27 protein-coding genes are annotated in these 26,892 nt (G+C 70.1%); 9 read left to right on the top strand and 18 right to left on the bottom strand.

The genetic code is table 11. The features are described 5' to 3' along the window. Window positions 1-360: 360 nt before the first annotated feature. The 13 genes from tyrS to argC all read right to left on the bottom strand — a co-directional run bounded on the left by tyrS (window position 361) and on the right by argC (window position 14,084). On the bottom strand, window positions 361-1,620 hold the full coding sequence (gene tyrS, locus B7K24_RS13050; RefSeq protein ID WP_084130780.1) for a tyrosine--tRNA ligase: 1,260 nt from the start codon (window positions 1,618-1,620) through the stop codon (window positions 361-363). 306 nt (window positions 1,621-1,926) lie between these two features. Continuing rightward, complete coding sequence (locus B7K24_RS13045) at window positions 1,927-2,496, bottom strand: uridine kinase (RefSeq protein ID WP_084130774.1); 570 nt, start codon at window positions 2,494-2,496, stop codon at window positions 1,927-1,929. A 20-nt stretch (window positions 2,497-2,516) separates the two neighbouring features. After that, complete coding sequence (menC, locus tag B7K24_RS13040) at window positions 2,517-3,644, bottom strand: o-succinylbenzoate synthase (protein WP_084130773.1); 1,128 nt, start codon at window positions 3,642-3,644, stop codon at window positions 2,517-2,519. Then, window positions 3,641-4,384, bottom strand: coding sequence for a hypothetical protein (locus B7K24_RS13035; RefSeq protein WP_084130772.1), 744 nt, complete (start codon window positions 4,382-4,384; stop codon window positions 3,641-3,643). The genes menC and B7K24_RS13035 overlap by 4 nt, the downstream gene beginning before the upstream one ends. Then, window positions 4,381-5,508: a M20/M25/M40 family metallo-hydrolase gene (locus tag B7K24_RS13030; RefSeq protein WP_084130771.1), complete on the bottom strand. Its 1,128-nt coding sequence runs from the start codon at window positions 5,506-5,508 to the stop codon at window positions 4,381-4,383. The genes B7K24_RS13035 and B7K24_RS13030 overlap by 4 nt, the downstream gene beginning before the upstream one ends. 42 nt (window positions 5,509-5,550) lie before the next feature. Next, window positions 5,551-6,981 carry an argininosuccinate lyase gene (argH, locus tag B7K24_RS13025; RefSeq protein WP_084130770.1) on the bottom strand — a complete coding sequence of 477 codons (1,431 nt, stop codon included), beginning with the start codon at window positions 6,979-6,981 and terminating at the stop codon, window positions 5,551-5,553. A gap of 16 nt (window positions 6,982-6,997) precedes the next feature. Next, a complete protein-coding gene (locus tag B7K24_RS13020; RefSeq protein WP_084102817.1) occupies window positions 6,998-8,200 on the bottom strand; it encodes an argininosuccinate synthase in 1,203 nt (400 codons plus the stop codon). Between the two features lie 81 nt (window positions 8,201-8,281). After that, the gene (argR, locus tag B7K24_RS13015; RefSeq protein WP_084130769.1) at window positions 8,282-8,770 is read right to left on the bottom strand and encodes an arginine repressor; all 489 of its coding nucleotides are present in this window, start codon (window positions 8,768-8,770) and stop codon (window positions 8,282-8,284) included. A gap of 5 nt (window positions 8,771-8,775) precedes the next feature. Beyond that, window positions 8,776-9,705, bottom strand: coding sequence for an ornithine carbamoyltransferase (argF, locus tag B7K24_RS13010; RefSeq protein ID WP_084130768.1), 930 nt, complete (start codon window positions 9,703-9,705; stop codon window positions 8,776-8,778). Continuing rightward, a complete protein-coding gene (locus B7K24_RS13005) occupies window positions 9,705-10,952 on the bottom strand; it encodes an acetylornithine transaminase (RefSeq protein ID WP_084130779.1) in 1,248 nt (415 codons plus the stop codon). The genes argF and B7K24_RS13005 overlap by 1 nt, the downstream gene beginning before the upstream one ends. Continuing rightward, complete coding sequence (gene argB / locus B7K24_RS13000) at window positions 10,949-11,866, bottom strand: acetylglutamate kinase (protein WP_084130767.1); 918 nt, start codon at window positions 11,864-11,866, stop codon at window positions 10,949-10,951. The genes B7K24_RS13005 and argB overlap by 4 nt, the downstream gene beginning before the upstream one ends. After that, window positions 11,863-13,038, bottom strand: coding sequence for a bifunctional glutamate N-acetyltransferase/amino-acid acetyltransferase ArgJ (gene argJ / locus B7K24_RS12995; protein ID WP_084130766.1), 1,176 nt, complete (start codon window positions 13,036-13,038; stop codon window positions 11,863-11,865). Before argJ ends, argB begins: the two co-directional genes overlap by 4 nt. After that, entirely contained in the window at window positions 13,035-14,084 is a 1,050-nt protein-coding gene (argC, locus tag B7K24_RS12990; protein WP_084130765.1) for an N-acetyl-gamma-glutamyl-phosphate reductase, read from the bottom strand. Before argC ends, argJ begins: the two co-directional genes overlap by 4 nt. 60 nt (window positions 14,085-14,144) lie before the next feature. On the opposite strand from argC, the gene B7K24_RS12985 reads away from it, so the two are divergent. Both B7K24_RS12985 and B7K24_RS12980 read left to right on the top strand, forming a co-directional pair. Next, the gene (locus tag B7K24_RS12985; RefSeq protein WP_084130764.1) at window positions 14,145-15,128 is read left to right on the top strand and encodes a quinone oxidoreductase; all 984 of its coding nucleotides are present in this window, start codon (window positions 14,145-14,147) and stop codon (window positions 15,126-15,128) included. Between the two features lie 76 nt (window positions 15,129-15,204). Next, window positions 15,205-15,714, top strand: coding sequence for a GNAT family N-acetyltransferase (locus B7K24_RS12980; protein ID WP_084130763.1), 510 nt, complete (start codon window positions 15,205-15,207; stop codon window positions 15,712-15,714). A 7-nt stretch (window positions 15,715-15,721) separates the two neighbouring features. On the opposite strand, the gene B7K24_RS12975 is transcribed toward B7K24_RS12980, so the two are convergent. Further along, the gene (locus B7K24_RS12975) at window positions 15,722-16,396 is read right to left on the bottom strand and encodes a hypothetical protein (protein WP_084130762.1); all 675 of its coding nucleotides are present in this window, start codon (window positions 16,394-16,396) and stop codon (window positions 15,722-15,724) included. Window positions 16,397-16,452: 56 nt separating this feature from the next. Between B7K24_RS12975 and B7K24_RS12970 the strand changes: the two genes are divergently transcribed. Genes B7K24_RS12970 through B7K24_RS12955 form a run of 4 tightly spaced genes read left to right on the top strand, consistent with a single transcriptional unit; the run spans window position 16,453 to window position 19,967 of the window. After that, window positions 16,453-17,484, top strand: coding sequence for an NAD-dependent epimerase/dehydratase family protein (locus B7K24_RS12970; protein ID WP_084130761.1), 1,032 nt, complete (start codon window positions 16,453-16,455; stop codon window positions 17,482-17,484). Further along, window positions 17,481-18,209, top strand: coding sequence for a TetR/AcrR family transcriptional regulator (locus B7K24_RS12965; RefSeq protein ID WP_084130760.1), 729 nt, complete (start codon window positions 17,481-17,483; stop codon window positions 18,207-18,209). Before B7K24_RS12970 ends, B7K24_RS12965 begins: the two co-directional genes overlap by 4 nt. A 54-nt stretch (window positions 18,210-18,263) precedes the next feature. Continuing rightward, window positions 18,264-19,253: a zinc-binding alcohol dehydrogenase family protein gene (locus B7K24_RS12960; RefSeq protein ID WP_084130759.1), complete on the top strand. Its 990-nt coding sequence runs from the start codon at window positions 18,264-18,266 to the stop codon at window positions 19,251-19,253. A 39-nt stretch (window positions 19,254-19,292) separates the two neighbouring features. After that, window positions 19,293-19,967 (top strand): hypothetical protein, encoded by a 675-nt coding sequence (locus B7K24_RS12955; RefSeq protein WP_084130758.1) that lies wholly within the window; start codon window positions 19,293-19,295, stop codon window positions 19,965-19,967. 36 nt (window positions 19,968-20,003) lie between these two features. Here the strand turns inward: B7K24_RS12955 and tal are convergent, their stop codons facing one another. Further along, a complete protein-coding gene (gene tal, locus B7K24_RS12950; protein ID WP_084130757.1) occupies window positions 20,004-21,128 on the bottom strand; it encodes a transaldolase in 1,125 nt (374 codons plus the stop codon). Window positions 21,129-21,366: 238 nt separating this feature from the next. Here tal and zwf point away from each other — a divergent pair, with 238 nt between their 5' ends. Continuing rightward, complete coding sequence (gene zwf, locus B7K24_RS12945) at window positions 21,367-22,788, top strand: glucose-6-phosphate dehydrogenase (RefSeq protein WP_084130756.1); 1,422 nt, start codon at window positions 21,367-21,369, stop codon at window positions 22,786-22,788. Window positions 22,789-22,833: 45 nt separating this feature from the next. Further along, window positions 22,834-23,871 (top strand): phosphogluconate dehydrogenase (NAD(+)-dependent, decarboxylating), encoded by a 1,038-nt coding sequence (gnd, locus tag B7K24_RS12940; protein WP_307182645.1) that lies wholly within the window; start codon window positions 22,834-22,836, stop codon window positions 23,869-23,871. Here the strand turns inward: gnd and B7K24_RS13700 are convergent, their stop codons facing one another. After that, entirely contained in the window at window positions 23,872-24,336 is a 465-nt protein-coding gene (locus B7K24_RS13700) for a hypothetical protein (RefSeq protein WP_234986714.1), read from the bottom strand. It abuts the gene before it with no gap. Window positions 24,337-24,450: 114 nt separating this feature from the next. Here B7K24_RS13700 and B7K24_RS12935 point away from each other — a divergent pair, with 114 nt between their 5' ends. After that, entirely contained in the window at window positions 24,451-25,347 is an 897-nt protein-coding gene (locus B7K24_RS12935; protein ID WP_373994172.1) for an SDR family oxidoreductase, read from the top strand. Window positions 25,348-25,421: 74 nt separating this feature from the next. On the opposite strand, the gene B7K24_RS12930 is transcribed toward B7K24_RS12935, so the two are convergent. Together B7K24_RS12930 and B7K24_RS12925 are read right to left on the bottom strand one after the other, a co-directional pair. Further along, a complete protein-coding gene (locus B7K24_RS12930; RefSeq protein ID WP_084130755.1) occupies window positions 25,422-25,640 on the bottom strand; it encodes a hypothetical protein in 219 nt (72 codons plus the stop codon). Between the two features lie 433 nt (window positions 25,641-26,073). Continuing rightward, a complete protein-coding gene (locus B7K24_RS12925) occupies window positions 26,074-26,889 on the bottom strand; it encodes a phosphodiester glycosidase family protein (RefSeq protein ID WP_144268322.1) in 816 nt (271 codons plus the stop codon). Window positions 26,890-26,892 lie beyond the last annotated feature (3 nt).

Here is a 26,892-nt window from a genome sequence, read left to right as displayed (position 1 = left end):
CATCTTTGCCTTTCGGCTCGGATTTGGGGCAACCCTTCTAACTTACACTGTTCGATCCGCGGTGTCAAATCGGCGTTGTCGGCCGGTTTCAACCGTGTTTCGTCCAGGGCTCTCAACCTTACACCCTCGAGCACGCTTCAGCGACCCGGGTTTCTCAGTGGAGATTGGCTGTCTGGCGGGGCGGGCCTCAAGCTTTTCGCTTTCGTCCCGCGCTCCCTTCCTTGGCAGCGAGGAAGACATTACGGGCTTGAGCGGGCACCCGTCAAATCGCGTGAATCTCGGGCGTGTCGCGCCTCCGGGAGCAACAAAGCCCCTGGCAAACGCAGTAGTGGCGGCTGCCAGGGGCTCTGAGGTGGGCGACTACGCCCGCACAAGTCCCACAGATTTTTTTCCGCGCCGGAGGACAAACCAGCCCCCGGCAAGCGGGGCATGAGCGGTGACGACCGCGTCGAGGCCGTCAACCTTGACGTTGTTCACGTAGGCCCCGCCGTCCTGGATGGCCCTACGAGCGTCCGACTTCGACTGCACGATGCCGGCCTCCACCAGCGCATCGACCACGAGGGTCTCTTCCGCGATCTCGGCCGAGCCCAGTTCCGCAGCACACCCAGAGAGGGTCTCGGCATCGAGATCGGCCAGCTCGGCCCGCCCGAACAACGCCTGCGATGCGGTAACCACAGCAGCGGCCGTCGCATGCCCGTGCACCAGTGCGGTCACGTCGTACGCCAGGGTGCGCTGCGCCTCACGCTTGAAGGGCTCCTCCGCCGTCAGCCGTTCCAGCTCGGCGATCTCCGCACGCGTGCGGAAGGTGAACACCTTGAGGTAGTTGGCCACGTCGGCATCGGCCTGGTTGAGCCAGAACTGGTAGAAGGCGTACGGGCTCGTCATCTGGGGATCGAGCCACACGGTGCCGGACTCGGTCTTGCCGAACTTGGTGCCGTCCGCCTTGGTGATCAGCGGCGTCGACAGCGCATGCACGCTGACGCCTTCGGCCTTGCGGATGAGTTCGGTTCCCGACGTGAGGTTGCCCCACTGGTCGGAGCCACCCGTCTGGAGGCTGCACCCGTGACGGCGGTACAGCTCGAGGTAGTCCATGCCCTGCAGCACCTGGTAGCTGAACTCGGTGTACGAGATGCCGTCGTCCGAGTTCAGCCGGCGCGCCACCGTGTCCTTCGCGAGCATGGTGCCCATCCGGAAGTACTTGCCCACGTCGCGCAGCAACTCGATGGCGGACATGTCCTTGGTCCAGTCAAAGTTGTTCACCATGGTGGCGGCATGCTCACCCTCGAAGTCGAGGAAAGGCTCGATCTGGCCACGGATGCGCTCCACCCATTGATGGACGACCTCAACCGGGTTCAGTGTGCGCTCCCCCGCCATCTTGGGGTCGCCGATCAATCCCGTCGCACCACCCACGAGGAGCAACGGGTTGTTGCCGGCCTGCTGGAAGCGCTTGACCGTGAGGATCTGGACCAGGTTGCCAATGTGAAGGCTGGGCGCCGTCGGGTCGAAGCCGCAATACAGAGTGATCGGGCCCTCGTCGAGAGCCGCACGCAGCTCGTCTTCACCGGTGGTCTGGGAGATTAGCCCGCGCCAGGCGAGCTCGTCGAGGATGTGATCGTTCATGGTGTGGCCATTGTGCCAGGCCCATACGCCGAGAAGGTGAAGCGCCCGCATCGCCATTGACACGGGCAACATTTGGGCGAGGGACATCCGCCAGACAAGATTTGTCGCTGGGTACGCGCCCAGAAGCCTCGAATCGGCGCTGAGGGGTGGACATCCATGAGGGTCCAACCGACTCGGGTCGTCGCGTACCCAGCGACTAGTTCAAAGGTAGGACCCCGGACCTGAGAGGTCTCTCAGATACTGCAACGGGTCACATGGTCCCGCGTGAGAAGTGACATGGTCCCCGCGCCGGCCCACATCCCCACGCTAGGCTCCGGTCCACTCCACGGCCCCGCCGTCCACGATGAGGTCGGCGGCTCCCCGCGTGCCGTCCGCCGCAAAGTGTTCGCGCTCACCGCGCGCCCAGGCACGCCAGTGTCCCTCGCTGTCGGCGCCCTCGCGGTGCAGCCACCTCTCATGGCGCACATCGACCGGCGCCTCGACCCAGATGAGGAGGCTCGCGTGGCTGCGAGCGTCGCGCTGGCCCACGCCGACGCCCTCGATCAGCACAACAGGTGCGGGGGCCAGCGTCAGTTCCTCGCCCCGCATTCCCTGGTGCCAGTCCCACCGCGCGAACGTCGCCGGCGCTCCGGACGTGAGCGGCTTCACCACCTGGCCGACGAGCAGCGGTGTGAGAGTCGCGAGCCCGCCCCATCCCTCATACATGTCGTCGGCGTGCAGCACTGGCGCGTCATGGAGGATGCCGGCGAGGCGGCAGGCGAGGGTGGTCTTGCCCGCTCCCGCGGGACCGTCGATCAGGACGATGCGGCTGCCACCCGAGGTGGGTGGGGCCGCCGCGACACGCGCGGCGAGGTCGTCGAGCGGCGACTGGGGCATCGGCCCAGGGTACGGGCTGCCTACGCGACGCTCACGACACGGGCCGCGTCGCCGAAGCGTGCGAGGGCGTCGGCGTGAGGCTCCTCGCACAGCCCGGGGAAGGTGGGCACGGCGATGTGGCCGTCGTCGATCACGTACGGCGTAGTGAGGTCTTCGGCGTAGAAGCGGGAGGACGCGGAGATGTCGCCCGGCAGCGTGAACCCCGGCAGCGCCGCGAGGGCGGCGTTGGCTCCCCTGGCCAGTCCCGTCTCGAGCATCCCGCCACACCACACCGCAATGCCGCTGGCGCGTGCGACGTCGTGGATGCGGCGAGCCTCGAGATAGCCGCCCACGCGCGAGGGCTTGATGTTGATGACGGCGGCCGCGCCCAGGTGGATGGCGTCGGCAGCGGAGGCGGCCGAAACCACCGACTCGTCGAGGCACATGGGAGTGGTCATGACGCGCGCAAGCTCGGCGTGCTGACGCAGGTCGTCCTCGGCGAGCGGTTGCTCGATCAGCAGCAGGTCGAAGGCGTCGAGGCGGCGCAGATGCGCGGCGTCGACGAGGGTGTAGGCCGCGTTCGCATCGACCTGCAAGGGCACGTCGGGGTGCGCCTCGCGCACCGCACGCACCGGCTCCACGTCCCATCCGGGCTGGATCTTGAGTTTGATGCGCTGATATCCCTCGTCGACGTAGCCCGCCACGGTGTCGAGCAGCCGCGGGATAGAGTCCTGGATGCCCACGGACACGCCCGAAGGGACGCGCGTACGGGTGGCGCCGAGGTAGGCGGCAAACGACAGTCCGGACGCCTTCAGCTGAGCATCGAGCACGGCGGCCTCGAGTGCGGCCTTCGCCATGCGATGCCCCACGATCGGCTCGAGGACCTCGCCGACGGTCTCGGCCGTCAGTCGGTCGTCGCGCGAGGCCGCCGCGAGCCGTGGCAGCAGGAACCGTTCGATGACATCGGCCGCGCCGGCGGCGTACTCCTCGGAGTACACGGGCTCGGCAAGGGCTCCACACTCCCCCCAGCCCGTCGTCTCGACGCCGTTCACCCGCGCGTCCACGCGCACGGTGAGGACCGTCCTCGCCGTCTGGGTGGAGAAGGAGGTGGTGAACGGGGTGACGAGCGGCACGCGCAAGGTCTGCAGGGTCACGGTGTCGAGGATCATGGGGTCTGCTCCAAGAGGTAGGAATGGTCGTCGAAGCCCGTGACGGACCAGCCGCGGCCGATGCGTCCGTTCAGTTCCGTACGTAACCGCGCCCGCCAGTCGGCCGCCTGGGCGGGGTCACTGCGGCGCAATGACTCGATGTCGGCGGGGACGGGCACACGCAGGGCGGAGGGAGTGGCGGGCAGGGCGCCACCGTGCACGCCGACCGGACGTGTGAGGTCCCAGGCGACGAGCAGCCGGTCGCTGCCCTGCCCGACGTTGACGGCATCGGCCATCTCGCCGTAGAAGTCCACGAGGTACTCCTCGACGCTGACGCCCAGTCGGCCGATGTTGAAGGCCGCGTTGCGCGCCACCAGCGGGTCGAAGGTCCAGGTCACCCGGGTCAGTCCGCGCTCGAGGCACCAGGCACGCTGATCGAGTTTGAGCGCGAGGCCGATGCCGCGGCGCGCCGCCTCGGGCGCGACGCCGGCGACGTGGGAGTGCAAAGCATCGCCCAGTGGCACGGCGAAGTAGCCGACACAGGCGGCCACGAGTCGCGCGTCCGTGTACGCACCCGCGACGTACGCGCCGCTATGTCGCAGCGCCGCCATGAGCGGCGCCTCGATCACGGCGTTGCCCCACAGCTGTTGCAGCAGGACGGCGGCGTCCCAGGTCTCGGTGGCGCCGAGGGGGCGGATGACGACACCGGCGGCGCTCGCCGCAGCGTCGGCCTCCACGCGCGCTTCGGCGGCCTCACTCATGCCGGGTTCCTCAGCACGTCGTCGATGATGGCGGCCAACAACGCGGTACGGGGTTCGACATGGGCGACGAGGACGTGTTCGTCGTCGGCGTGCGCTCCCCCGCCCACACCGCCGAGCCCGTCGAGGGTGGGCACGCCAAGCCCCGCGGTGAAGTTGCCGTCAGAGGCGCCCCCGACGGCGCAGTCGGACAGGTCCGCGATGCCAACCTCGGGGGCGATGCGGGAGGCGCGCGCGTACAGCCCCGCGGCCCGCTCGCGTTCGAGAGGGGGGCGATTAATACCGCCGTCGATGCTGAGGCTCGCCCCGGACACGGTGGGCGCGAGGCTGCGGATGGAGGCATCGACGCGCTCCAGCTCGGCGGCGGACGAGGCGCGCACGTCGACATCGATCGAGGCGGTCGCCGGCACCGTGTTGAGCGTGCTGCCGATGCGCCCGGAGGTGGGCGTCACGGTCGTACCGAGCGATGCGTCCCCGAGGTCCGCGATGGCATGAATGAGGTGGGCGAGCTCGACGCCGGCGTTGATACCCGCTTCGGGTTCGAGGCCGGCGTGCGCGGCGCGTCCGTGAGCATGCACCGTGTACATCGACGTGCCCTTGCGCGCCGTCTTGAGGGCGCCGCCGGGACCGGAGGCCTCGAGAACCAGGACGGCGTCGGCGCCGGATGCCTCGTCCTCGAGCAGGGCGCGCGAGGTGACGGAGCCGACCTCTTCATCCCCGGTGACAAGGAGCGTGACCCCCGCCACGGCATCGGCGCCCCGAGAGGCCAGGGACGCGACGGCGTGGGCGGCCTGCACGAGACCGATGACCATGTCGAAGCAGCCCGGCCCCGTGAGGACCCCGTCGCTCACCTGGACGGGGTGCGTCGCGAGCGATCCGTGCGGCCAGACGGTGTCGTGATGGCCGAGGAGCAGCACGCGGGTGGGCACGCCGAAGCGCCAGCGCAGGTGCGTGACGCCGTCGATGACGATGCGTTCGGGTGTCGCGGGCAGCCCCGCGGCGGCGAAACGGGCGCCCAGCACCTCCGCAGTGAGGTCGGCGCTGCGCGCGACGGCTTCGAGGTCCGAGGATGGCGACTCGCACGCCAGCAGGCGTAGCGCATCGTTCAGCATGTCGTCGAGGCTCATCGTGTGCATCCTGCCAGGGACGACGCTAACGCGAAAGGGCCGTCAGCTCGCGGCGGCCGCCCAGGGCCGGAAGTGGGCGACCCTCGCACGGGCCGCCTTGCCCTGTTCCACCACGCGCGCCGGGGCGGTGCCGCCGATGCCGTCGCGGGCCGCGAGCGAGCCCTCAACGGTGAGGACCGACAGGACGTCGACGGTGAGATCGGGGTGGATCGCCTGCAGCTCGTCCTCGGTGAGCTCGTGCAGTTCCTTGCCGCGCTTCTCGCACAGTCGCACGCAGGCGCCGGCGACCTCGTGGGCCACACGGAAGGGGGTGCCCTGCTTGACCATCCACTCGGCGATGTCCGTCGCGAGCGAGAAGCCCGCAGGGGCGAGCTCCGCCATGCGCTCCTCGCGGAACACCAGCGTGCGGATCATGCCGGCGAACGCGGGCAGGAGCACCTCGAGCGTCTCGACCGCGTCGAGGGCGGGCTCGTGAACCTCCTGAATGTCGCGGTTGTACGCGAGCGGCAGGCCCTTGAGGGTCGCCAACAAGCCGGTGAGGTCGCCGATGAGGCGCCCTGCTTTGCCGCGGGCCAACTCGGCGATATCCGGGTTCTTCTTCTGCGGCATGATCGACGAGCCGGTCGAATAGGCGTCGTCCAGGCCGGCGAAGCCGAACTCGACGGTCGCCCAGGCGATGACCTCCTCGGCGATGCGCGACAGATCGACGCCCATCATCGCCGTCACCCACGTGAACTCGGCGATCACGTCGCGCGAGGCGGTCGCGTCGATCGAGTTCTCGCACGGGGCGAGGAAACCCAGTTCGTCGGCGACACCCTGCGGGTCGAGACCCAGGGTCGAGCCGGCCAGCGCACCCGCTCCGTACGGGGAGAACGCGGCGCGTGCGTCCCAGTCGGTGAGGCGCTCGACGTCCCGCAGCAGCGGCCACGCGTGGGCCATGAGGTGGTGGCCCAGCGTCACGGGTTGTGCGTGCTGGAAGTGGGTGCGCCCCGGCATGGGGGCGTCGAGGTGGCGGTCGGCCTGCTCCAGTAGGGCGTCCACGACGTCCAGCACCCCGACGGCGATGATGCGGGCGTGGCGGCGCAGGTACATGCGCGGGAGGGTCGCGATCTGGTCGTTACGCGAACGGCCCGCGCGCAGCTTGCCGCCGACCTCGGGGCCGATGCGCTCGATCAGCAGGCGCTCGAGGGCGCCGTGGACGTCCTCGTCGGACTCGGCCGGGCCGACGGCCCCGGACGCCACGTCGGTGCGCAGCGCCTCGAGGCCGTCGACCATGGTCGAGGTCTCGTCATCGGTGAGCAGCCCGGCACGCTGCAGGGCGTGCGCGTGAGCGATGGATCCGCGCAGGTCGTCGTCGGCGTAGCGCCAGTCGAAGTGCGTGGACTTGCTCAGGCGCGCGAGGGCTTCGGCGGGGCCGTCGGCGAAGCGGCCGCCCCACAGGTGTCCCTCGTTCGTACCGTGCTGCTCAGTCATGATGACAGTGTCCCTCTCAGCCGTTCAGGCGCTCGGCGCGCGCCGCGGCCTGCTTGGCGGCCAAGCCGTAGATCTCGATGAAGCCGCGGGCGGCGGACTGGTCGAACGCGTCGCCCTCGTCGTACGTGGCGAGAGCGAAGTCGTACAGGCCGGTGTCCGAGCGGCGGCCGGTCACGGTGGCGCGGCCGCCGTGCAGGACCATTCGGATATCGCCGTTCACATACTTCTGGGTGTCGTAGATGAACGTGTCGAGGTTGTCCTTCAGCGGCGAGGACCACATGCCCTCGTAGACCAGCTCCGACCACTTCTGCTCGACGTGGCGCTTGAAGCGGCCCTGCTCGCGCTCGAGGGTAACGTTCTCGAGCTCGCGGTGCGCCTCGATGAGGGCGATCGCGCCGGGAGCCTCATAGACCTCGCGAGACTTGATGCCGACCAGGCGGTCTTCGACGATGTCGATGCGGCCGATGCCATGGGCACCCGCGCGCTTGTTCATGATCTCGATCGCCTGCAGCGGCGTGACCTTCTCGCCGTCGATCGCGACGGGGATGCCGTGCTCGAACGTGATGACGACCTCGTCGGGCACCGGCGGGAAGGCCGGGTCATCCGTGTAGTTGTAGATGTCCTTGGTGGGCGCGTTCCAGATGTCCTCAAGGAAGCCGGTCTCGATGGCGCGACCCCAGACGTTCTGGTCGATCGAGAACGGGTTGGACTTGGTGGTCTCGATGGGCAGCTCGTGGCGGGCGGCGTACTCGATGGCCTTGTCGCGGGTCAGCGCGAGGTCACGCACCGGGGCGATGCACTTGAGCTCGGGGGCGATCGAGGTGATGCCCACCTCGAAGCGAACCTGGTCATTGCCCTTGCCGGTGCAGCCATGGGCCACGGTGGTGCCGCCGAAGTCGCGGGCGGCCTTAACGAGGTGCTTCACGATGACGGGGCGCGACAGGCTCGAGACCAGCGGGTACTTCTCCTGGTACAGGCCGTTGGCCTGGAGCGCGGGCATGCAGTACTCCTCGGCGAACTCGTCGCGCGCGTCGGCGACGTAGGCCTCCACCGCGCCGCAGTCGAGCGCGCGCTGGCGGATGACCTCGAGGTCCTCGCCGCCCTGGCCGACGTCAACCGCCACCGCGATGACCTCGGCGCCCGTGGCATCGGCGATCCAGCCGATCGCTACCGAGGTGTCGAGTCCGCCCGAATAGGCCAGTACGACTCTGTCCGTCATGTCTGTCTCCTTGCATTGCTCTGAATGGTGGTGCCGGCGTGAGGCCGGAAACTGCTGCTGGGGCGAGGGGCGAACGGCCTGCTAGTGGCCGCCGCCCGCGGCTCGCTCCAGGAAGCGCTGCGCGAGGCGCAGGCCGCCGTCCGGGTCGCGAGAGATCACCATGATGGTGTCGTCGCCGCCCACACAGCCGAGGATCTCGATGTCGTCGTGCTGGTCGATGGCGCTCGCAAGGTATTGGGCCGCGCCCGACGGGGTACGGATGACCGCCAGGTTGGCGGAGCCGTCCGCCGCGAGCAGGAGCTCGCCGCACAGCCGGGTGAGGCGCTGGTCGGTGTCCTCGGACGCGGTCAGCGAGTCCGAGGTGGCGTAGACGTGGGCGCCGCCGAGGCCGCGCACCTTGATGGCACCGATGTCGACGAGGTCGCGTGACAGCGTCGCCTGGGTGACGTGGATCCCCTGCTGCTCGAGCCGCAGCGCGAGCTCGCCCTGCGAGCGCACCGCCTCGGTCTCGATGATGCGACGGATGAGCGCCTGGCGCGCCGCCTTCGTCGCGGGGATGGTCTGGGTCATGACGTTCAGTGCTCCACCAGCCACGTCAGCAGCGCCTTCTGGGCGTGCAGGCGGTACTCGGCCTCGAGCCACACGAGCGACTGCTCGCCGTCGATGACGTCGGCGGTGATCTCCTGCCCGCGGTAGGCGGGCAGGCAGTGCAGCACGTGGGTGCCGGGCGCGGCGAGCTCGAGCGTGTGCGCGTTCACCTGGTACGGCGTGAAGACCTGTGCACGCTCGGCCTTCTGAGCCTCGTCGCCCATGGACACCCAGGTGTCGGTGGCGATCACGTCGGCGCCGGTGACGGCCTCGTCGTGGCTCGTGGTGACGAGGACCGAACCGCCGGTCTCGTCGGCGATCTGTTCGGCGCGCGCGACCACATCGGCGTCCGGCAGGTAGCCAGCCGGGGTGCCGATGCGCACGTGCATGCCGGCCAGCGCCCCACCCAGCAGGTAGGAGTGCGCCATGTTGTTCGCGCCGTCGCCCACGTACGCGAGGTCCAGGCCGGACAACGCGCCGACACCGCCGCGCGCATCAGCCACCGCGGCAAGGTCCGCGAGGATCTGGCACGGGTGGAAGGAGTCGGTCAGCGCGTTGACGACGGGCACCGAAGTGCCCTCGGCCATCTGCTCAAGGAGCTCCTGGCCGAAGGTGCGCCACACGATCGCGCTCGTCATGGACTCGAGCACGCGCGCGGTGTCCGCGATCGGCTCTCCGCGGCCCATCTGCGAGCTCTGCGAGTCGATCACGAGCGGGTAGCCACCCAGCTCGGCGACGCCGGCGGAGAACGACACGCGCGTGCGCGTCGAGTGCTTGTCGAAGATGATGGCCACGGCCTGCGGGCCCTCAAACGGCCGGCGCGAGAAGCGGTCGCCCCGCATGGCGAGCGCGAGCTCGAGGACCTCGCGTTGCTCGGCAGGCGTGAGGTCGTCGTCGCGCAGGAAGTGACGGGTCATCACTGGTCTCCTGAGGTGAGGGGATGCGCGGCCAGGTGGCCCTCGATCCACGTGAGGAAGGTGTCCGCCTCGGCGGTCGTGAGGGTCAGCGCGGGCACCAGGCGAAGCGTGTCAGGGCTGGGCGGGTTCACGATGAATCCCGCAGCCACGGCCGCCTGGGCGATCTCGGCGCTCGCCGGAGCGGCCAGGCCGATGCCCAGCAGCAACCCCTCGCCGCGCACCTCGAGCACACCCGCCATCGCCTCGAGGCGCTCGCGCAGGTGCGCGCTGACGGCCTTGACGTTGGCGATCAGGTCCTCGTCCTCGATGACACGTAGCGTGGCCAAAGCGGCGGCCGCGGCGAGCGGGTTGCCACCAAATGTGGTGCCGTGTTCGCCCTTGCCGAGCATGGTCCCGCAGCGCTCGCCGAAGGCGATGACGGCTCCGATGGGGAACCCGCCGCCGAGGCCTTTGGCGAGCGTCATGACGTCGGGCTGGATGCCGTGCAGCTGGTGGGCGAACCACGCACCCGTGCGGGCCACGCCGGTCTGGACCTCGTCGAATACCAGCAGCGCGTCGTGGCGGCGAGTGAGCTCGCGGGCCTTCGTCAGGTACGCGTGGGTCAGCGGGATGACGCCGGCCTCACCCTGGATGGGCTCGAGCACGATCGCGGACAGGTCGTCCGCATGGGCGGCCACCGCATCGGCCAGCGCCTGTTCATCGTTGACGGGCACGAACACCACGTCGCCGATGAGCGGAGCGAAGGGGGCGCGGTAGGCCTCCTTGTGGGTCAGCGCGAGGGCGCCGGTCGAGCGGCCGTGGAAGCCGCCCTCGAGCGCGATGATGGTGCTCTTGCCGGTCTTGCGGGCCATCTTGATGGCGGCCTCGTTGGCCTCGGTGCCGGAGTTCGCAAAGAAGACACGCGAGCCGGTCGGCGCCTGCGCGAGGTCCAGCAGCTTTTCCGCCAGGGCGATCTGGGGCTCGGTCGCGAAGAAGTTCGACGTGTGCGACAGGGTCGCCGCCTGCGTGGCGATGGCCTCGACCCACGCGGGGTGGCCGTGGCCCAGCGCGTTGACCGCGATGCCGCCCAGCAGGTCCAGGTAGCGGTTGCCGTCGGCATCCCAGACGTAGGAGCCCTCGCCGCGCTTCAGCACCCGCATGGGCACGCCAAAGGTGCCCATCAGGGAGTGCTGGTAGCGCTGCAGGTCGACGGCGCCGCGCTCGAGGCCGGCCTCACCGTGGGTGCTGAGGGGCTGCTGCGCGCTCATGCCCACAGGTCCGTGTCGTCGGGGCGCACCATGGTGCCGATACCGGAGGTGGTGAAGATCTCGGTGAGCACCGAGTGGGGCTCGCGGCCATCGATGATGTGCGCCTGGGGCACGCCGCCGCGCACGGCGCGCAGGCATGCCTCCATCTTGGGCACCATGCCGGAGGCGAGCGAGGGCAGCAGCTTTTCCACGTCGCTCGCGTGGATGCGGCGCACCAACGAGCTGCGGTCGGGCCAATTGGCGTACAGACCCTCGACATCAGTGAGCATGACGAGCTTGCGGGCGCGCAGCGCCACCGCAATGGCGGCGGCGGCGGTATCCGCGTTCACGTTGAGCACAGTGGTGGGATCGTCCATGTCGGGCGCGACGGTGCTGACCACGGGGATGCGGCCCGCGTGGATGATGTCCTCGATCGCCGCGGGGTTGACCTTGACGACGTCGCCGACCTGGCCCACGTCGACGGGCTGGCCGTCGATCTCGGCGGTGCGGCGCTTGGCCTGCAGCAGGCCGGCGTCCTCGCCCGACAGGCCCACGGCGAGCGGGCCATGGTCGTTGATGAGTCCCACGAGCTCACGCGACACGGAGCCGGTGAGGACCATGCGGACCACATCCATGGCCTCGGGGGTCGTGACCCGCAGGCCGCCGCGGAACTCGGACTCGATGCCCAGGCGGCCGAGCATGTCGTTGATCTGCGGGCCGCCGCCGTGGACGACGACGGGGTGCAGGCCCAGGAGGCGCAGATGCACCACGTCCTGGGCGAAGGCGGCCTTGAGGTCGTCGTCGATCATGGCGTTGCCGCCGTACTTGATGACGACGGTGGCGCCCGTGAAGGACTCGATCCAGGGCATGGCGTCGATGAGGACGCCCACCTTCTGCTGGGGCGTGAGGTCGGGGTACTCGATGTCGGTGCTCATGAGGAGTAGGCGCTGTTCTCGTGGACGTAATCGTGGGTGAGGTCGTTGGTCCAGACGGTGGCAGAGGCGTCGCCGGCATGCAGCTCGACGATGACCTCCACCTCGCGCCCGGTGAGGTCGACGAGGTCGCGGTCCTCCCCCACGCCGGCGGCGCGGCAGACCTGGATGCCGTTGACCCACACGTCGAGGGTGCGGGCGTCGAACGGGGCCACCTCCGCGGGCACGGTGCCTGCGGCCGAGATGATGCGGCCCCAGTTGGGGTCGTTGCCGAAGATCGCGGTCTTGAAGAGGTTGGAGCGGGTAATGGCGCGGGCGACCGCCTCGGCGGCGGCCTCGGTGGTCGCTCCGCGCACGGTGACGGCGATGTCGTGGGCGGCGCCTTCGGCATCGGCCACCAACTGGCGGGCCAGGCTCGCGAGGACCTTGGTGAGGGCCTGTTCGAACGCCGCGGCGTCTGGGGTCTCGCCGCTCGCGCCGGACGCCATCAGCAACACCGTGTCGTTGGTCGACATGCAGCCGTCCGAGTCGACGCGGTTGAGGGTCGAGGCGACGGCCGATGCGAGGGCCGCCTGGGCGGTCGCGGCATCGACCTGGGCGTCGGTGGTCACCACGCACAGCATGGTGGCCATGCCGGGGGCGAGCATGCCCGCTCCCTTGGCCATGCCGCCCACGGTCCAGCCGTCGCGGGTCGCGACGGCCGTCTTGGAGACGGAATCGGTGGTCATGATGCCTTCGGCGGCATCCTGGCCGCCGTCGGCGCTCAGGCCCGCGATGGCGGCATCGGCCCCAGCGAGAAGGTTGTCCATCGGCAGGCGCACGCCGATGAGCCCGGTGGAGCACACGGCGACGTCGCCAGCGCCGGTCTCGCGGCCGGAGGCTGTGAGCGCCTGCGCGACATGCTCGGCCGTGGCGTGGGTGTCGGCGAACCCTTCGGGTCCGGTGCACGCGTTGGCGCCGCCGGAGTTGAGGATGACGGCGTCGATGCGGCCATCGGAGGCGGCCTCACGCGACCACGTCACGGGTGCCGCCTCGACGCGGTTGGTCGTGAAGACCCCGGCGGCAACCTTGGACGGCCCGTCGTTGACGACGACGGTGACGTCCTTGGCGCCGGTGGACTTGATGCCGGCCGCGACGCCTGCCGCGACGAAGCCCTGTGCTGCGGTCACGCTCACGGCGCTACCCCCTGAAGCTGCAGGCCGGTGGTCTCGGGATACCCCAGCGCGATGTTCATGGACTGGAGGGCCGCTCCCGCGGTGCCCTTGACGAGGTTGTCGATCGCGCTCACCACGACCACCCGGCCCGCCTTCTTGTCGACGGCGACCTGCACCAGGCAAGTATTGGCGCCGAGCGTGGCGGCGGTGGTGGGCCACTGTCCCTCGGGGAGGACGTGGACGAACGGCTCGTCGGCGTACGCGTTCTCCCACGCGGCGCGCACCTCATCGGCGCTCACACCCGCGGCCAGCGGCGCGGTGATGGTCGCGAGGATGCCGCGGGCCATGGGCACGAGGGTGGGCGTGAAACTGATCTTGACGTCCTCGGCGCCGGCGACCTCGAGGTTCTGCACGATCTCGGGGATGTGACGGTGAGTGCCGCCCACGGCATAGGGGCTCGCCGCGCCCAGGCCCTCGGAGGCCAGCAGGTTGGTCGCGAGCTTCTTGCCCGCGCCGGAGTAGCCGACCGCGAGGACGGCCGTGATGTCGGTCGGGTCGACCACTCCCGCCGCGACGCCGGGCTGCAGGCCCAGGGTGACGGCGGTGACGTTGCAGCCGGGCACGGCGACGCGCTTCGCGCCCGCGAGAGCGTCGCGCTGGTGGCCGCTCCCGGTGATGAGCTCGGGCATGCCGTAGGGCCAGGCGCCGGAGTGGTCGCCGCCGTAGTACTCGGCCCAGGCCGCGGAGGAGGCGAGGCGATGGTCGGCGCCGCAGTCGAGCACGAGGGTGTCGGGCGGCAACTGCGCCGCGATCTCACCGCTGGTCCCGTGCGGCAGGGCGAGGACGACGACGTCGTGGCCCGCGAGCGTGTCGACGCTCGTCTCGACGATCTCGCGAGCCGCGAGGGTTCGCAGGTGTGGCTGATGCACCCCCAATCGATCGCCGGCGGAGGAGTGCGCGGTGAGCGAGCCGAATTCGACGTCCGGGTGCTCGCTGAAGACGCGCAGGACCTCGCCGCCGACGTATCCGGAGGCTCCAGAGACTGCGACCTTGAGTGCCATGTGCATAACTATACAGATCTTTGCATGACACGACGACGGCGCGCGGGGCCGTGTCACGATGGTGCCATGCGCGCCGTCATCGCACCCGTCGCCGGTCCCGCCAGCACGATGGAGATGCGAGACGTGCCCGCTCCCGAGCCCGACCCCGGCCAGGTCGTGGTCGACGTCGCCGCCGCCGGCGTCAATTTCATCGACACCTACCGGCGCTCGGGCGTCTACCAGGTGGACTACCCGCACCGCGTGGGCGCGGAGGGCGCGGGACACGTCGTTGATGTGGGCCCCGGCGTCACGGGGGTGGCCGTGGGCGACCGCGTCGCCTGGTGTGCGGCTCCCGGCTCGTACGCCGAGCGCGTCGCCGTGGACGCTGCCGACCTGTACGCCGTGCCGGCCGACGTCGACCTCACCGTCGCCGCCGCCGCGATGCTGCAGGGGCTTACCGCTCACTACCTGTGCACGTCGAGTTATGCAGTGGCGGACGGGCACACCGTGCTCGTGCATGCCGGCGCCGGCGGCGTGGGGCTGCTGCTCACGCAGATGGCGGTGAACCGCGGCGCGCGCGTCATCACCACCGTGTCCACCGCAGAGAAGGAGGCCCTGTCGCGAGGGGCGGGCGCGGCCGAGGTGATCCGCTACGACCGCTTCGCCGACATGGCGTCCGAGCTTCCCACGCGCGTGCGTGAACTCACGGACGGCGAGGGCGTGGACGTCGTGTACGACGGCGTGGGTGCCGCCACCTTCGACGGCTCACTCGCTTCGCTCGCCGTGCGAGGCACCCTGGTGCTGTTCGGCGGCGCGTCGGGACAGGTCACACCGTTCGACCTGCAGCGCCTCAATGCGGGCGGCTCGCTCACGGTGACGCGTCCGACGCTCGAACACTTCCTGCGGACACCTGAGGAGCGCGCATGGCGGTCGCAAGAACTCTTCGCGGGGATCGCGGACGGCTCGCTCGACGTGCGCATCGGCGCGACCTATCAGCTCGGTGAAGCCCGCGCCGCACACGAGGCTCTCGAGGGTCGCACCACGACGGGAAAGGTCCTGCTCCTGCCGTAAAGCCGGGACGCACCTCGCAACTCCGGTGACGCGGATTCGTCACGCGTTCGTGACACGCACACGGCACAATGTGGCCATGCAGTTCCTCCGCCTGCGCGTGATGCGCGAGTCCGACCTCGACGCGGTGCTGCGCCTGAACAACGACGCCTCCCCCACGATCCGTCCCCTCGACGCCGCGGCGTTGGCCGAGTTGCGCGGTATGTGCGACGTGGCCCTCGTGGCGACCAGCCGCGTGGGCGACATCACCGCGTTCCTGCTCAGCCTGGGCGGCGGCCAGCCATATGCCTCACCCAACTATCGCTGGTTCGAGGAGCGCCACACGCGCCACCAGTACATCGACCGCATCGTGGTGTCCTCGGCGGCGCGCGGCACCGGCATCGGCCGGGCGCTATACGAGTCCGTCTTCGAGCGGGCCCGCGAGCGCGGCGCGAACGAGGTCACCACGGAGGTCGCGCTCGAACCGCTCGATCAGCGCTCCCTGTCGTTTCACGAGGCGCTGGGATTCCGCCGGCTCGGCGAGCATGCCCTCACCGACGGCCCCGCGCGGGTGGCACTCCTGGCCCGCACCGTCGACGGCCTGCCGTAGGGGGTCGTCAGAGTTCGGGCGTATCTCCCGGCGCGTCATTCGCCGTGATGATGGTCCACAGCGCATGCTGGAGTACGCGACGCTGCACACTCATGCGCCGTGCGGCCTCCGTGAGCGCGCCCGACGCCCCGTCGACGCCCAGCGTGACCGCGTCCTCTCCCACGCTGTCCGCGATGAAGGCCACCATGCGCGTGTCCGGACGCAGGTCGGCCTGCATGTGCACCGCGATCGAGTCGGCCGTCACGGGGCCGATACCGCGCACACTCATGAGGACGCGCTCGACGGCCCTCGAGGCATCGGTGGCCGCCTCACGAAAGCGCACCGCTGAGGTGATGCCCTGCTCCGCCAGCAGGCCGGCGGCCTCGAGGACCACCTCGACGCGCCTGCGTGGCACCCCGAGCACCGTGGAGCCGCCCCACTCGTCGCCGAGGTAAGCGGCGAGGTCATCGGGTGCAATCGCCGCGAGGTCGGCGAGGTTGTCGAGCATGCGACCGGGACGGGCCACCATGTAACGGGAGGCGAGCGAGTCCACGACGCGGCCCTGGACCTGCGCGGCGAACACGCCACCGATGAGCGCGAGCTCGGCCTGGGCCGGAAACCCCCACGGCGCGGCGTCTCGCCATCCACGCGGCAGCTCGGTGGACACGGCGCGCTGGAGCGCGACCCCCCAGTCGTCGATCATGGCGTCAGAGTACTCCCGCGAATGAGGCCCGAGGCGCCTGACAGTAGCCTGAGGGCATGCGCATCCTCATTGTCGGAGGGACCGGCCTCATTTCGTCCGAGGTGGCCCAGGCGGCCGTCGCCGCCGGCCACGAGCTCACCCTCGTCAACCGCGGCCGCTCGGCCACCGCCCAGCCTCCCCACGGCGCCCGGAGCGTCGTCGTCGACGCGACCGACGCATCGGCCCTTCGTAGTGCCCTCGCAGGCGAACGGTACGACACCGTGCTGCAGTCGATCGCCTTCACGCCCGAGCATGTCGCCGCCGACGTCGAGACCTTTGCGGCGCTGACGGATCAGTACGTGTTGATCGCCACCTCGGCGAGTTATCAGACGTTCGATCGGCTCCACCTCACCCGCGAGGACGACCCGCAGGAGAACCTGTTCTGGGAGTACGCACGCCTCAAGGCGCAGGCGGAGCAGGTGCTCCGCGAGCACGCGACCGCGGCCGGGCTGGGTTACACGATCATCCGGCCCGCGCACACGTATGGCCCCAGCAAGATCCCGGCGTTCACCGGCAACAGCCGCCACCCGTGGACCATCGTGGAGCGCATGCGGCGCGGCGCGGACGTCGTCATTCCCGGTGACGGGACAGGACTGTGGACTCTCACCCATGCGCGCGACCTCGCGGCGGCGGCCGTGGGCCTGTTCGGCAACGACCGCGCACTGGGCGAGGCGGTCCACATCACGTCGGACGAGGCGCTGACGTGGAACGCCATCTATGGCGCGATCGCCGACGCCGCCGGGCTCAGCGCCGAGCAATTCGGAGCCCAGCGCGTCTGTGTCCCCTCCGACGCCATGGTGACGGCCGCGCCCGATCAGGCTGGCTCGATCTACGGCGACAAGATGCACCCCGCCGCCTATGACACGTCGAAGATCAAGGATCTGGTGCCCGGCTGGGAGGCCAAGATTTCGTTCGCCGAGGGCATCCGCGAGTGTGTGGAGTGGTTCGAGGCCGATCCCGCACGCCAGAGCGTGGACGACGCCGCCAACACCATGCTCGATCGGCTCGCCGCTATCTATCGTCACGCCCTCGCCGAGGCGGGCGCATGACGCTGTTTCGCCGGGGGCGCGCGCAGGCGATGGCAGGCGAGGACGCGTCCGCGCGCGAGCGCATGCTCGAGGCCACCGTCGAGGTGCTCGGGCGCGACCCGGGTGCGCCGCTGGGGGCGGTCGCGCGGCGCGCCCGCGTCGACGAGGACACGGCGCGGCGGCTCTTTCCCACCAGGGCCGCGCTCGTGGAAGCCACGGTGGTGCGCGGCGCCGCACGCCTCGCCGGGGCGGTGTTCCTCGACGACGGTGAGCCGCTGACGCAGATCGCCATGCTGATCGGACGTGTCTGGCAGGACCAGGCCCCCGTCCTGCCTCTCGCCCGCATGGCGGCGCGCGGCCCGTACCGCCGGGCGGTCGAGAAGGCGCTCACCCCCCTGCGTGCCACGCTGCGCGAGGCGGTGGCCGACGCCTCCGTCCGGCTCGAGATTCGTGACGACCTCTCCCCCGCCGCCATCGCGTGGCTCATCGAGCAGGCAACCGTCGACGTCATCGAAGCGGCCGACGCGAAGGCGCTCGGGGACGTCGACGGCCTGCAGCTCGTCATGACACACGCGCTGTGTGCCGCGGGCCTGGGGTGGGCCGCCGCCACCGAGGTAGCGACCGAAGCGCGGGTGAGGCTCGCCGGCCCCGACGCCACCACGCCCCCTGCCCTGCCGCCGCACGACGCGCCCGACCACCCCGCCGACGACGCCTCCCCGGAACAGGTCGACCCGCCCCAGGGTTGACGCCCCAGACAAGCACTCCGGCAGGCATCGGGCCTGTCGCGACAGGAGGACCTCATGCATGCCATCGCCGCGCTCGACTCGCGACCCGTCGAGGACCCGCTCGCCCTCCAGGACATCGAGGTCTCCGACCCCACCGTCCGCGATCGCGACCTCCTCATCCGTGTCGAGGCGGTCTCGGTCAACCCCACGGACGTGAAGCGCCGGATGAAGGTCAAGGCCGATGGCCCGCCGCGCATCCTCGGCTTCGACGGCGCGGGCACCGTGGTAGCCCTCGGCTCCGCCGTCGAGGGCTTCGCGGTGGGTGACGAGGTGTGGTGGTCGGGTGACGCGTTCCGCGACGGATCGAACGCGGACCTGCAGGCCGTGGACTACCGGATCGTCTCCCGCAAGCCCGAGTCGGTCTCCTTTGCCGATGCCGCCTCGCTGCCGCTGACGGCCATCACCGCGTGGGAGGGCATGTTCGAGCGAATGCGGATCAACCGCGAGGACACCGGCACGATTCTCATGGTGGGCGGCGCCGGCGGCGTGGGCTCCATCCTGATCCAGCTCGCCAAGCGGCTGACGGGCCTGCGCGTCATCGCGACGGCGTCGCGCGAGGAATCCGCGGCATGGTGCCGGCGGATGGGGGCCGATGCGGTGGCCGACCACCGCGATCTGGCCGCCTCGGTCCTGGAGCTCGCGCCCGATGGCCTCGAGTACGTGTTCTCGTCGTACACGCCCGGCAACATCGAGGCCTACGGTCAGGTGCTGCGACCGTTCGGGCAGATCGTGTCGATCGACGGCGGGAAGCTCGACCTGTTGCCCCTGTTCGCAAAGTCCATCGGCTTCCACTGGGAGTACATGTTCGCGCGCTCGCGGTACGAGACATGGGACATGGCCGAACAGGGTCGGATGCTCGCGGAGACGGCGGCGCTCGTGGACGCCGGCGAGGTGGTCCCCACCGCCACCGCACGCATCGGCGATTTCTCCGCCGCCGGCATCCGTGAGGCTCACCGGCTCGTCGAGTCGGGCCGGCTCATCGGCAAGGCGGTCGTCCACCGCTAATCACTCGCGCGCGCCGCCCGCGTCTGGCACGCTCGAGTCATGCGCTCCTCGATCGCGGTGACCGCCACGTCCGTGGGTCTGGTCCTTGCGCTCGCGGGGTGCGCGGGCGGCGACGCCGACCCCGCGTCGTCGGGCGCGCCGTCCCCCCGGGCGGGCGACGCCGAGGCGGCGCCCACGGCATCCGCCACCGCATCGGCGAGCGCAACGAGCGGGACCTCGCAGACGTCGCCGGACGCCATCGCCGGCGGCATCGACCCCTACTGTGAGGCGGCGCGCGACGGCTACGCCGCGCAGATCGCGTTGCTCGAGGCGACGGACGCCAAGAGCATCGAGACGGGCATCGAGGACGACGCGGGCAGCATCGACGTCGTCAACGCCGCGGGCGCCCGCATGCTCGAGGCCATCGCCACCCTCGAGGAGGAATGGGGCGCCGCGCACGACAGGATCGACTCGGTCGCCTGGGACGACGCCGCCGCCTCGGTCACGACGGCTCAGGCGGACCAGGCCTTTGTCGACTTGTTCGCGTACATCGACGTGTACGCGCGCCCCGAGGCCGAGATCGTGGCCTCCGTCGGCTCGATCGCCGAGTACGACGAGGCCATGGTGACGTTGTTGGCGCAGCCTGGCGCCGCGGAGTCCATCGGATCGGGGGCCGCCGCAGTGAGCCACATCGTCGCGTACACGCGGGCCCGCTGCGGCGACCTGTCCGAGTAGGAGCCGTGAGAGCGCGACCTCACGCGCGCGACCTGCCTATCGAGCCAGCTGCTCGGCGACGCGGGCGAGGAGTTCCTCCCACGCGTCCGCGAACTTGGCGATGCCCTTGTCCTCCAACTGCGCCGTGACATCGGCCATATCGACGCCGGCGGACGTGAGTGCGCCGAACGTCGCCCGCGCCTCGTCGCCGGTGCCATGCACCGTGTCCCACCCGTCGGTCGACGCCGGCACGGGGCCGTGATCGGCGAAGGCATCGATCGTCGACTCGGGCATGGTGTTGACGGTGCCGGCCGTCACGAGCTCGTCGACGTACATCGTGTCGGGATAGGCGTCGTTCTTCACCGACGTCGACGCCCAGAGCGGACGCTGCGGGTGGGCTCCCGCCGCGGCGAGTGCGGCCCACCGGGGCGAGGCGAGGACGTCTTCATGGTGTTCGAACGCGAGACGCGCGTTCGCGATCGCGGCCGTGCCGGCAAGCGGTGATCCCTCACCCAGGGCCGACAGCCGCTTGTCCACCTCGGAGTCCACGCGGGAGATGAAGAACGAGGCGACCGACTCGATGCCGGCGAGGTCGTGGCCGGCCTCGAGGGCTTCCTCAAGCCCCGACAGGTAGGCGTCAACCACGTCGCGGTAGCGCTCGAGCGAGAAGATCAGCGTGACGTTGACCGAGATGCCCTCGGCGATCGCGGCACGAATGGCGGGAAGGCCCTCGACGGTCGCGGGAATCTTGATCATGACGTTGGGCCGGTCCACCAGCCACCACAGTTGGCGCGCCTCCGCGATGGTGGCCTCGCTGTTGCGGGCGAAGCGCGGGTCGACCTCGATGGAGACGCGGCCGTCCACGCCGTCGGTCGCGTCGTAGACGGGGCGCAGCACGTCGCATGCCTCGCGCACGTCAGCGGTGGTAATCATCCGCACCGACTCCTCGACGTCCACGCCGCGGGCGGCGAGCTGAGCGATCTGGTCGTCGTACTGATCGGAGCCGGACACGGCGGCGGCGAAAATCGAGGGGTTGGTGGTGACGCCCACGATGGACTTTTCTGCGACGTCGCGGGCCAGCGAACCGCTTGCGAGACGCTCGCGGCTGAGGTCGTCGAGCCAGATGGACACGCCGGCGGCGGACAGCGCGGCGAGCGGGGTCGTGGTCGAGGTGGTCGTCATCGGGGTTCTCCTTGCGTCGTTGCGTTGCGCGGGCATGCTCGCGTCAACGAGGCCACCCGCGCCGGGATTCCGTCGGCCAGCATAGGAGGGGGCCGATGCGGCGGCCAGGAAACCCGGCGATCGTCACCGAGGGTTCACCTCGGTCGCGTCACGAGGGGGTTGCCATGGTGCGTTCCGCCGCACAGGCAACTAGGCTCGCCAACGCGACCCACCTGCACGTATCGATGTCTGGAGTGTCATGCCTGGAGCCGCCCCCGGTACCCCATCCGATGCGCTCGTGTTCTTTGGCGCGAGCGGAGACCTGGCCCGCAAGTCGATCTTCCCGTCCCTGTATCGGATGGTGAAGGCGGGCACCTTGGACGTCCCCGTCATCGGCGTCGCGTTCTCCCAGTGGAGCGTCGATGACCTGGCCGAGCGTGCCCGCGAGGCGGTGCGCGCCAAGCACGGCGATGCGGTGGACGCCGAGGCGCTTGAGCGCCTGGTGGGGCTGCTGCGCTACGTCGACGGCGACTACCAGGACGCGGCGACTTTCCAGGCGCTGCGGGATGCTCTCGCCGAGTGTGCCCGCCCCACCCATTACCTGGCGATTCCGCCGTCGCTCTTCGGCACCGTCGTCCAGGGACTGAAGGCCGTGGGGCTGCACGGGGACGCGCGGGTGGTGGTGGAGAAGCCGTTCGGCCGTGACCTCGCCAGCGCGCGCGACCTCAATGCCGTGATCCGCGACGCGTTCGACGAGGAGTCGATCTTCCGCATCGATCACTTCCTGGGCAAGGAAGAGATCATGAACCTGCTGTACTTCCGGTTCGCGAACGCCATGTTCGAGCCGATCTGGAACCGCAACTACATCCAGTCCGTGCAGGTAACCCTGGCCGAGGACTTCGGGGTGCGCGACCGCGGGTCGTTCTATGAGTCCGCCGGGGCGCTGCGCGACGTCGTGGAGAATCACCTGTTCCAGATCGTCGCCCTGCTCACGATGGAGGCGCCCACGTACCAGGGCTACGGCGCTGTGCAAGCGGCGAAGGTCAACGTCTTCAAGGCGATGCGGCCGCTGAGGCGCCAGGACTACGTCCGCGGCCAGTTCGTGGGTTACCGCGACGAGCACGGCGTGGACCCCCACTCCGATGTCGAGACCTACGCGGCCGTGAAACTCCACATCGACTCGTGGCGGTGGGCGGGAGTGCCGTTCTATCTGCGCACCGGCAAATGCCTCGCGGTCTCCGCCGGCGAGGTCGTGGTGAACTTCACGCGGCCGCCGCAGGCCCTGTTCGACGATGCTCAGGACCCCGATCAGCATCCCAATCGGCTGCGCTTCCGCCTGTCTCCCGAGGGCGAGATCGGGCTGTCCGTACGCGTCAAGCGTCCCGGCGAAGAGTTCGTGGGTCACGAACAGGAACTGAAGCTACCCACCGAAAGCCCACTCGAGCGCGAACCCTACGAGCGACTCCTCGCCGATGCCCTGCGCGGCGACAGCGCCCTGTTCACCCACGAAGACTCGGTCGAGGCGGCCTGGCGTGTGGTCGACGACGTCCTCACCGACCACGCTCCCGCCATCGCGTACCAGCCGGGCTCGTGGGGCCCGGAGGAGGCCGCCGGCCGCCTCATCGGCGACGACGGCCCCTGGCACAATCCCGCAGTCCTGCCCGGACACGGCGGCCACTAGGCCCGCCCACGGCATCGGCCCCCCTACGACGACAAGGAGACGGATATGACGACGACACCCCTGCAGCTGGGCATGATCGGCCTGGGGCGGATGGGCGCGGGCCTCAGCCGCCGGCTCATGCGCGACGGCCACACGGTGGCGGTGCACGACGTGTCCCCCGAGGCGATCGACGCCCTCGCGGCCGAGGGTGCCGTCGCGGTCCGCGAGGTCGCCGACTTCGTGACGGCGCTCGAGGCGCCTCGCGCGATCTGGGTGATGGTGCCGGCGGGGCGCATCACGCAGTCCGTGATCGAGTCGCTCGCCGCCGTCCTGGAGCCCGGCGACACCATCATCGACGGTGGCAACAGCTACTACCGCGACGACCTCGCGCACGCGGCGACGCTCGCCGAGAAGGGCATCCACCTGGTGGACTGCGGGACCTCGGGCGGCGTGTGGGGCCTCGAGCGCGGCTTCTGCCTCATGGTCGGCGGTGAAACCGAGGTGGTGCAGCGGCTCGCGCCGATTTGGGACACCATCTCCCCCGGTGTCGAGGCCGCCGAGCGGACCCCGGGGCGCGACGGCGACCCGACGCCCGCCGAACGCGGCTGGCTGCACTGCGGCCCCAACGGCGCGGGCCACTTCGTGAAGATGGTCCACAACGGCATCGAATACGGGCTCATGGCCGCCTACGCCGAGGGGCTCAACGTGCTGCGCAACGCGAACATCGGCTCCCGCGACACAGCCGCGGACGCCGAGACGGCGCCGATGGCTCACCCCGAGTACTACCAGTACGACATCCCTGTCGACGAGGTGGCCGAGGTGTGGCGCCGCGGCTCCGTGGTGGGCTCGTGGCTGCTCGACCTCACCGCGGAGGCGCTGCACCGTGACCCCGACCTGGACGGCTTCTCGGGGCACGTGTCCGACTCCGGCGAGGGCCGTTGGACATCGATCGCAGCGATCGACGAGGGCGTGCCGACCCCGGTGCTCACGACGGCGCTGTACTCACGCTTCGCCTCGCGCGACCTGGACATCTATGCCGAGAAGGTGCTCTCCGCGATGCGCAAGGGCTTCGGTGGGCACGAGGAGAAGCCCACGGGCGAATAACTACGCCTCGGTTCGTAGACGCAGGGTGTCCATTAGGCCGGGCTCGTCGGCCACTCCCAGGTAGACCTCCTGGCCATCACGCAGCGTCAGGACCACGGCCGACGTGCCGGTGGTGCTGTAGGCGCGGGCGTGGCGATGGGTGATGCCCCACCTGAGGCCCCAGCCGCCGAATTCCCGCAGCGGCTTGTAGTCGCGACGCTCGACGGCCACGACGTCCTCGAGCGCGATGGTGCGTACGGTCAGGCCCGCGAGGCGAACGCGGATGCCTTCCGTGCCGACCTCGATGACCATCGGGATGAACAGGGGCGCGACGAGCACGGCGATCGTGATCCAGGCGAGCCAGGGCGCCTCGCTCCAGCCGTCGGCGACGAAAAAGAGCACCACGACCGCGATCAGGGAGACGATCAGGGCTGTCGCGGCAAGGGTGTTCTGGTACGACCACTGGACGGAACGGTAGGTCGGCATGGCATCCAGCCTGGCACGCGGGCCCCGGCCACGGCATCGGCCATCCGAAGGAACATCGCGGGGCACCGCGCGGTTGACGCCCAGGACACTGACGCCAACAGCAGGGAGGACCTCGTGGCCTTCGATCAGTTGACCTTTGACAACCCCGCCGAGCGCTTCGCCCACATCAAGCCCGAGGCACAGCACCAGCAGTTCCCCGGCTCGGATGCGGACCTCACTCCCGGCGCCGACCATGGAGAGACCTCGTACCGCGGCACCGGGAGACTCACGGGGCGCAAGGCCCTCATCACCGGTGGCGACTCGGGCATCGGCGCTGCGGTCGCGATCGCGTTCGCTCGCGAGGGTGCCGACGTCGCCTTGAGCTTCCTCGAGTCCGAGCGGGCCGACGCCGAACGCATCGGCGGCCTCATCGAGTCCGAGGGCCGCAAGGCGGTGCTCATCCCCGGCGACCTTCGCCAGCGCGAATACTCTCGCCAACTGGTCGCCGCCACCGTCGAGGCGCTCGGCGGGCTCGACATCCTGGTCAACAACGCGGGCAACCAGGTCTATCAGAAGGACTTCCGGTCCTTCGACGAAGAGGAGCTCGACAAGACCCTGCGCACCAATATCGACGCGATGTTTTGGCTGACCAAGGACGCCCTGGCGCACATGGGACCGGGGTCGACCATCATCAACACGACGTCGGTGCAGGCGTACAAGCCGTCGCCCATCCTCATCGACTACGCGACCACGAAGTACGCGATTAACGGCTTCACCAAGGGCTTGGCCACCCAACTCGCGGCCGAGGGCATCCGCGTCAATGCGGTCGCCCCCTGCCCCATCTGGACGCCGCTGCAGGTGACAGAGGGTCAGCCGCCCGAGAAGGTCGAGCAGTTTGGCGAGAACACGGCGCTTGGCCGCATGGGACAGCCCGTCGAGCTCGCGCCCGCGTACGTGTTCCTGGCCTCCCCCGAGTCGAGCTACGTGGTGGGCGAGACCATCAACGTCAACGGTGGGCTCCCCACGCCGTAGAGCACACCTCAAGCGTGCGGCGGTTGTCTCACACGGCCGATGCCGCGGTCGCGCAGGCGCGGTCGCGCCGCCCATCAGGCGGCGCGACCGGCCATCGCGAGGCCCGCGCGGGCGGCGCGGGTGCGCCGCACCGCGCGGTAGTAGGCGCGGCGTGCGCGCCTGGCGAGGTGCTCCCTCGCGCTGAGGCGCGGCCGGTGGTCGCGTTCGGCGACGCGGTCCGCGTGCAGCAATTCGGGGTGGTTCGCCAGGTGCTGCGCGAGCAGCGCCAGGGTCTCTACGGGGTACTGGTTCATGTCGATTCACCTCCCCTCACTGTTGTCGAGGGGTCTGTCGTCACGCGTCGCGAGGGTCGTCTCGGGACGCGACGGGAAGGGCGCCCCTGGACGCACGGATCGTGCTGAGGGGCGAGGAGGCGCTCACGTGTGCCCGGTCAAGGGGCGGCAGGCGGCGCGGCGCGGACGCACAGGTCCGCGGGCGTGGGGGCCGTGGGTCGCTAGCCGTTAAACGACTGCGTGCGCACTGCGGCGCGCCAGGGCGCGACAACACGGCGGGCGTCAAAGCCCTGCGAGATCTGGATATCCATCATCGTGTTGCCTCCCTTCGGGTGAATCGTGCCCGGCCCGCACCGAGCGGCCTCAAGGTAGCACCGTCGTACCTGAGCGCGCCAGGAAGTTTTGCCAAGTTGTGACACAACGGACGAATCGTGCCCGCGTCTGGCGAGGGAGGTTAGCGCTCGCGCGCCGTGATGATCCCCGCGTAGGGCCCGTCGAGCGGCCCCGGTTCCCCATCCCCGGCGACCCAGAGCGTGGAGATGTCGCCATCGAGGTAGAGCGCGTCCTCGACCCCTAGCTCCTCGGCAAACAGCCCGGCGAAGTCCCACAGGTTGGTGAGACTGAGCGAGATCGCGAGGTACACCGTCTCCCCATCGGGGCTCACCCCCACGCCGTTACGCACGGCGAGATTGGTCGAGCCTTCGGTGAACTCCGGGTGGACCTCGCCGTCGAGTAGCAGGGCCGGCCCCGACTGTGTGGCCTGCGTCAGCGCGGCGCCGGCGGCGGGATCGAACGCGTGCGACTCGGTCACCTCGGCCGTGCCGTCGTCGCGCACCGCGAACACGGCGTTGGGCATGAGGTGGAAATTACCGCCGCCGTCGCTGAGGTTGAGGGGCCTCCGTTCCTCCCCGTCGGCGACGAGCAGGCCGCCGGGAGTGAGGTCATCGCTGAAGATGCCGGCATTGGTCGCCACTTCGATGTCGGTCTCGACCTCGAGCAGGTCTCGCAGCATGGTGCCGTCGGCGTCGGGCCACTGAACCCGCAGGTCCCACTGCTCGAGCGGCAGGGTGACGACGCGGTAGCGGTTGCCCGCGTGCTCGATCACCCGAGCATCGGCGGCCGATGCCGTCGCCGGGGCCGCGCTCGCCGTCGCCTCGGAGCTCGCGGTCACGGTGACCGTGTCGCGCGACTCGTCGCCGCTCGCGCAGGCGGACAGGCTCACGAGGAGTGCCGCGCCCACGCTCATCGCCATGCGCCGGGAGATGTTCACCCC

This window comes from Demequina sp. NBRC 110055 (assembly GCF_002090135.1).
Lineage (GTDB): Bacteria > Actinomycetota > Actinomycetes > Actinomycetales > Demequinaceae > Demequina.
This window is presented reverse-complemented; position numbering and strand designations above follow the sequence as displayed.

Bases quoted from the DNA above. Each gene is read 5' to 3' on its own strand.
- B7K24_RS12970 (WP_084130761.1), top strand. From the start codon at position 16,453: ATGCGCATCCTCATTGTCGGAGGGACCGGCCTCATTTCGTCCGAGGTG.
- B7K24_RS13020 (WP_084102817.1), bottom strand. From the start codon at position 8,200: ATGACGGACAGAGTCGTACTGGCCTATTCGGGCGGACTCGACACCTCG.
- B7K24_RS12930 (WP_084130755.1), bottom strand. From the start codon at position 25,640: ATGAACCAGTACCCCGTAGAGACCCTGGCGCTGCTCGCGCAGCACCTG.
- B7K24_RS13035 (WP_084130772.1), bottom strand. From the start codon at position 4,384: ATGAGTGAGGCCGCCGAAGCGCGCGTGGAGGCCGACGCTGCGGCGAGC.
- B7K24_RS12965 (WP_084130760.1), top strand. From the start codon at position 17,481: ATGACGCTGTTTCGCCGGGGGCGCGCGCAGGCGATGGCAGGCGAGGAC.
- B7K24_RS13700 (WP_234986714.1), bottom strand. From the start codon at position 24,336: ATGCCGACCTACCGTTCCGTCCAGTGGTCGTACCAGAACACCCTTGCC.
- B7K24_RS13005 (WP_084130779.1), bottom strand. From the start codon at position 10,952: ATGAGCGCGCAGCAGCCCCTCAGCACCCACGGTGAGGCCGGCCTCGAG.
- B7K24_RS13030 (WP_084130771.1), bottom strand. From the start codon at position 5,508: ATGAGCCTCGACGACATGCTGAACGATGCGCTACGCCTGCTGGCGTGC.
- B7K24_RS12980 (WP_084130763.1), top strand. From the start codon at position 15,205: ATGCAGTTCCTCCGCCTGCGCGTGATGCGCGAGTCCGACCTCGACGCG.
- argH (WP_084130770.1), bottom strand. From the start codon at position 6,981: ATGACTGAGCAGCACGGTACGAACGAGGGACACCTGTGGGGCGGCCGC.
- tal (WP_084130757.1), bottom strand. From the start codon at position 21,128: ATGACGACCACCTCGACCACGACCCCGCTCGCCGCGCTGTCCGCCGCC.
- B7K24_RS12960 (WP_084130759.1), top strand. From the start codon at position 18,264: ATGCATGCCATCGCCGCGCTCGACTCGCGACCCGTCGAGGACCCGCTC.
- gnd (WP_307182645.1), top strand. From the start codon at position 22,834: ATGACGACGACACCCCTGCAGCTGGGCATGATCGGCCTGGGGCGGATG.
- menC (WP_084130773.1), bottom strand. From the start codon at position 3,644: ATGATCCTCGACACCGTGACCCTGCAGACCTTGCGCGTGCCGCTCGTC.
- zwf (WP_084130756.1), top strand. From the start codon at position 21,367: ATGCCTGGAGCCGCCCCCGGTACCCCATCCGATGCGCTCGTGTTCTTT.
- argF (WP_084130768.1), bottom strand. From the start codon at position 9,705: ATGACCCGTCACTTCCTGCGCGACGACGACCTCACGCCTGCCGAGCAA.
- B7K24_RS12955 (WP_084130758.1), top strand. From the start codon at position 19,293: ATGCGCTCCTCGATCGCGGTGACCGCCACGTCCGTGGGTCTGGTCCTT.
- argC (WP_084130765.1), bottom strand. From the start codon at position 14,084: ATGCACATGGCACTCAAGGTCGCAGTCTCTGGAGCCTCCGGATACGTC.
- argR (WP_084130769.1), bottom strand. From the start codon at position 8,770: ATGACCCAGACCATCCCCGCGACGAAGGCGGCGCGCCAGGCGCTCATC.
- argB (WP_084130767.1), bottom strand. From the start codon at position 11,866: ATGAGCACCGACATCGAGTACCCCGACCTCACGCCCCAGCAGAAGGTG.
- B7K24_RS12975 (WP_084130762.1), bottom strand. From the start codon at position 16,396: ATGATCGACGACTGGGGGGTCGCGCTCCAGCGCGCCGTGTCCACCGAG.
- B7K24_RS13045 (WP_084130774.1), bottom strand. From the start codon at position 2,496: ATGCCCCAGTCGCCGCTCGACGACCTCGCCGCGCGTGTCGCGGCGGCC.
- tyrS (WP_084130780.1), bottom strand. From the start codon at position 1,620: ATGAACGATCACATCCTCGACGAGCTCGCCTGGCGCGGGCTAATCTCC.
- B7K24_RS12985 (WP_084130764.1), top strand. From the start codon at position 14,145: ATGCGCGCCGTCATCGCACCCGTCGCCGGTCCCGCCAGCACGATGGAG.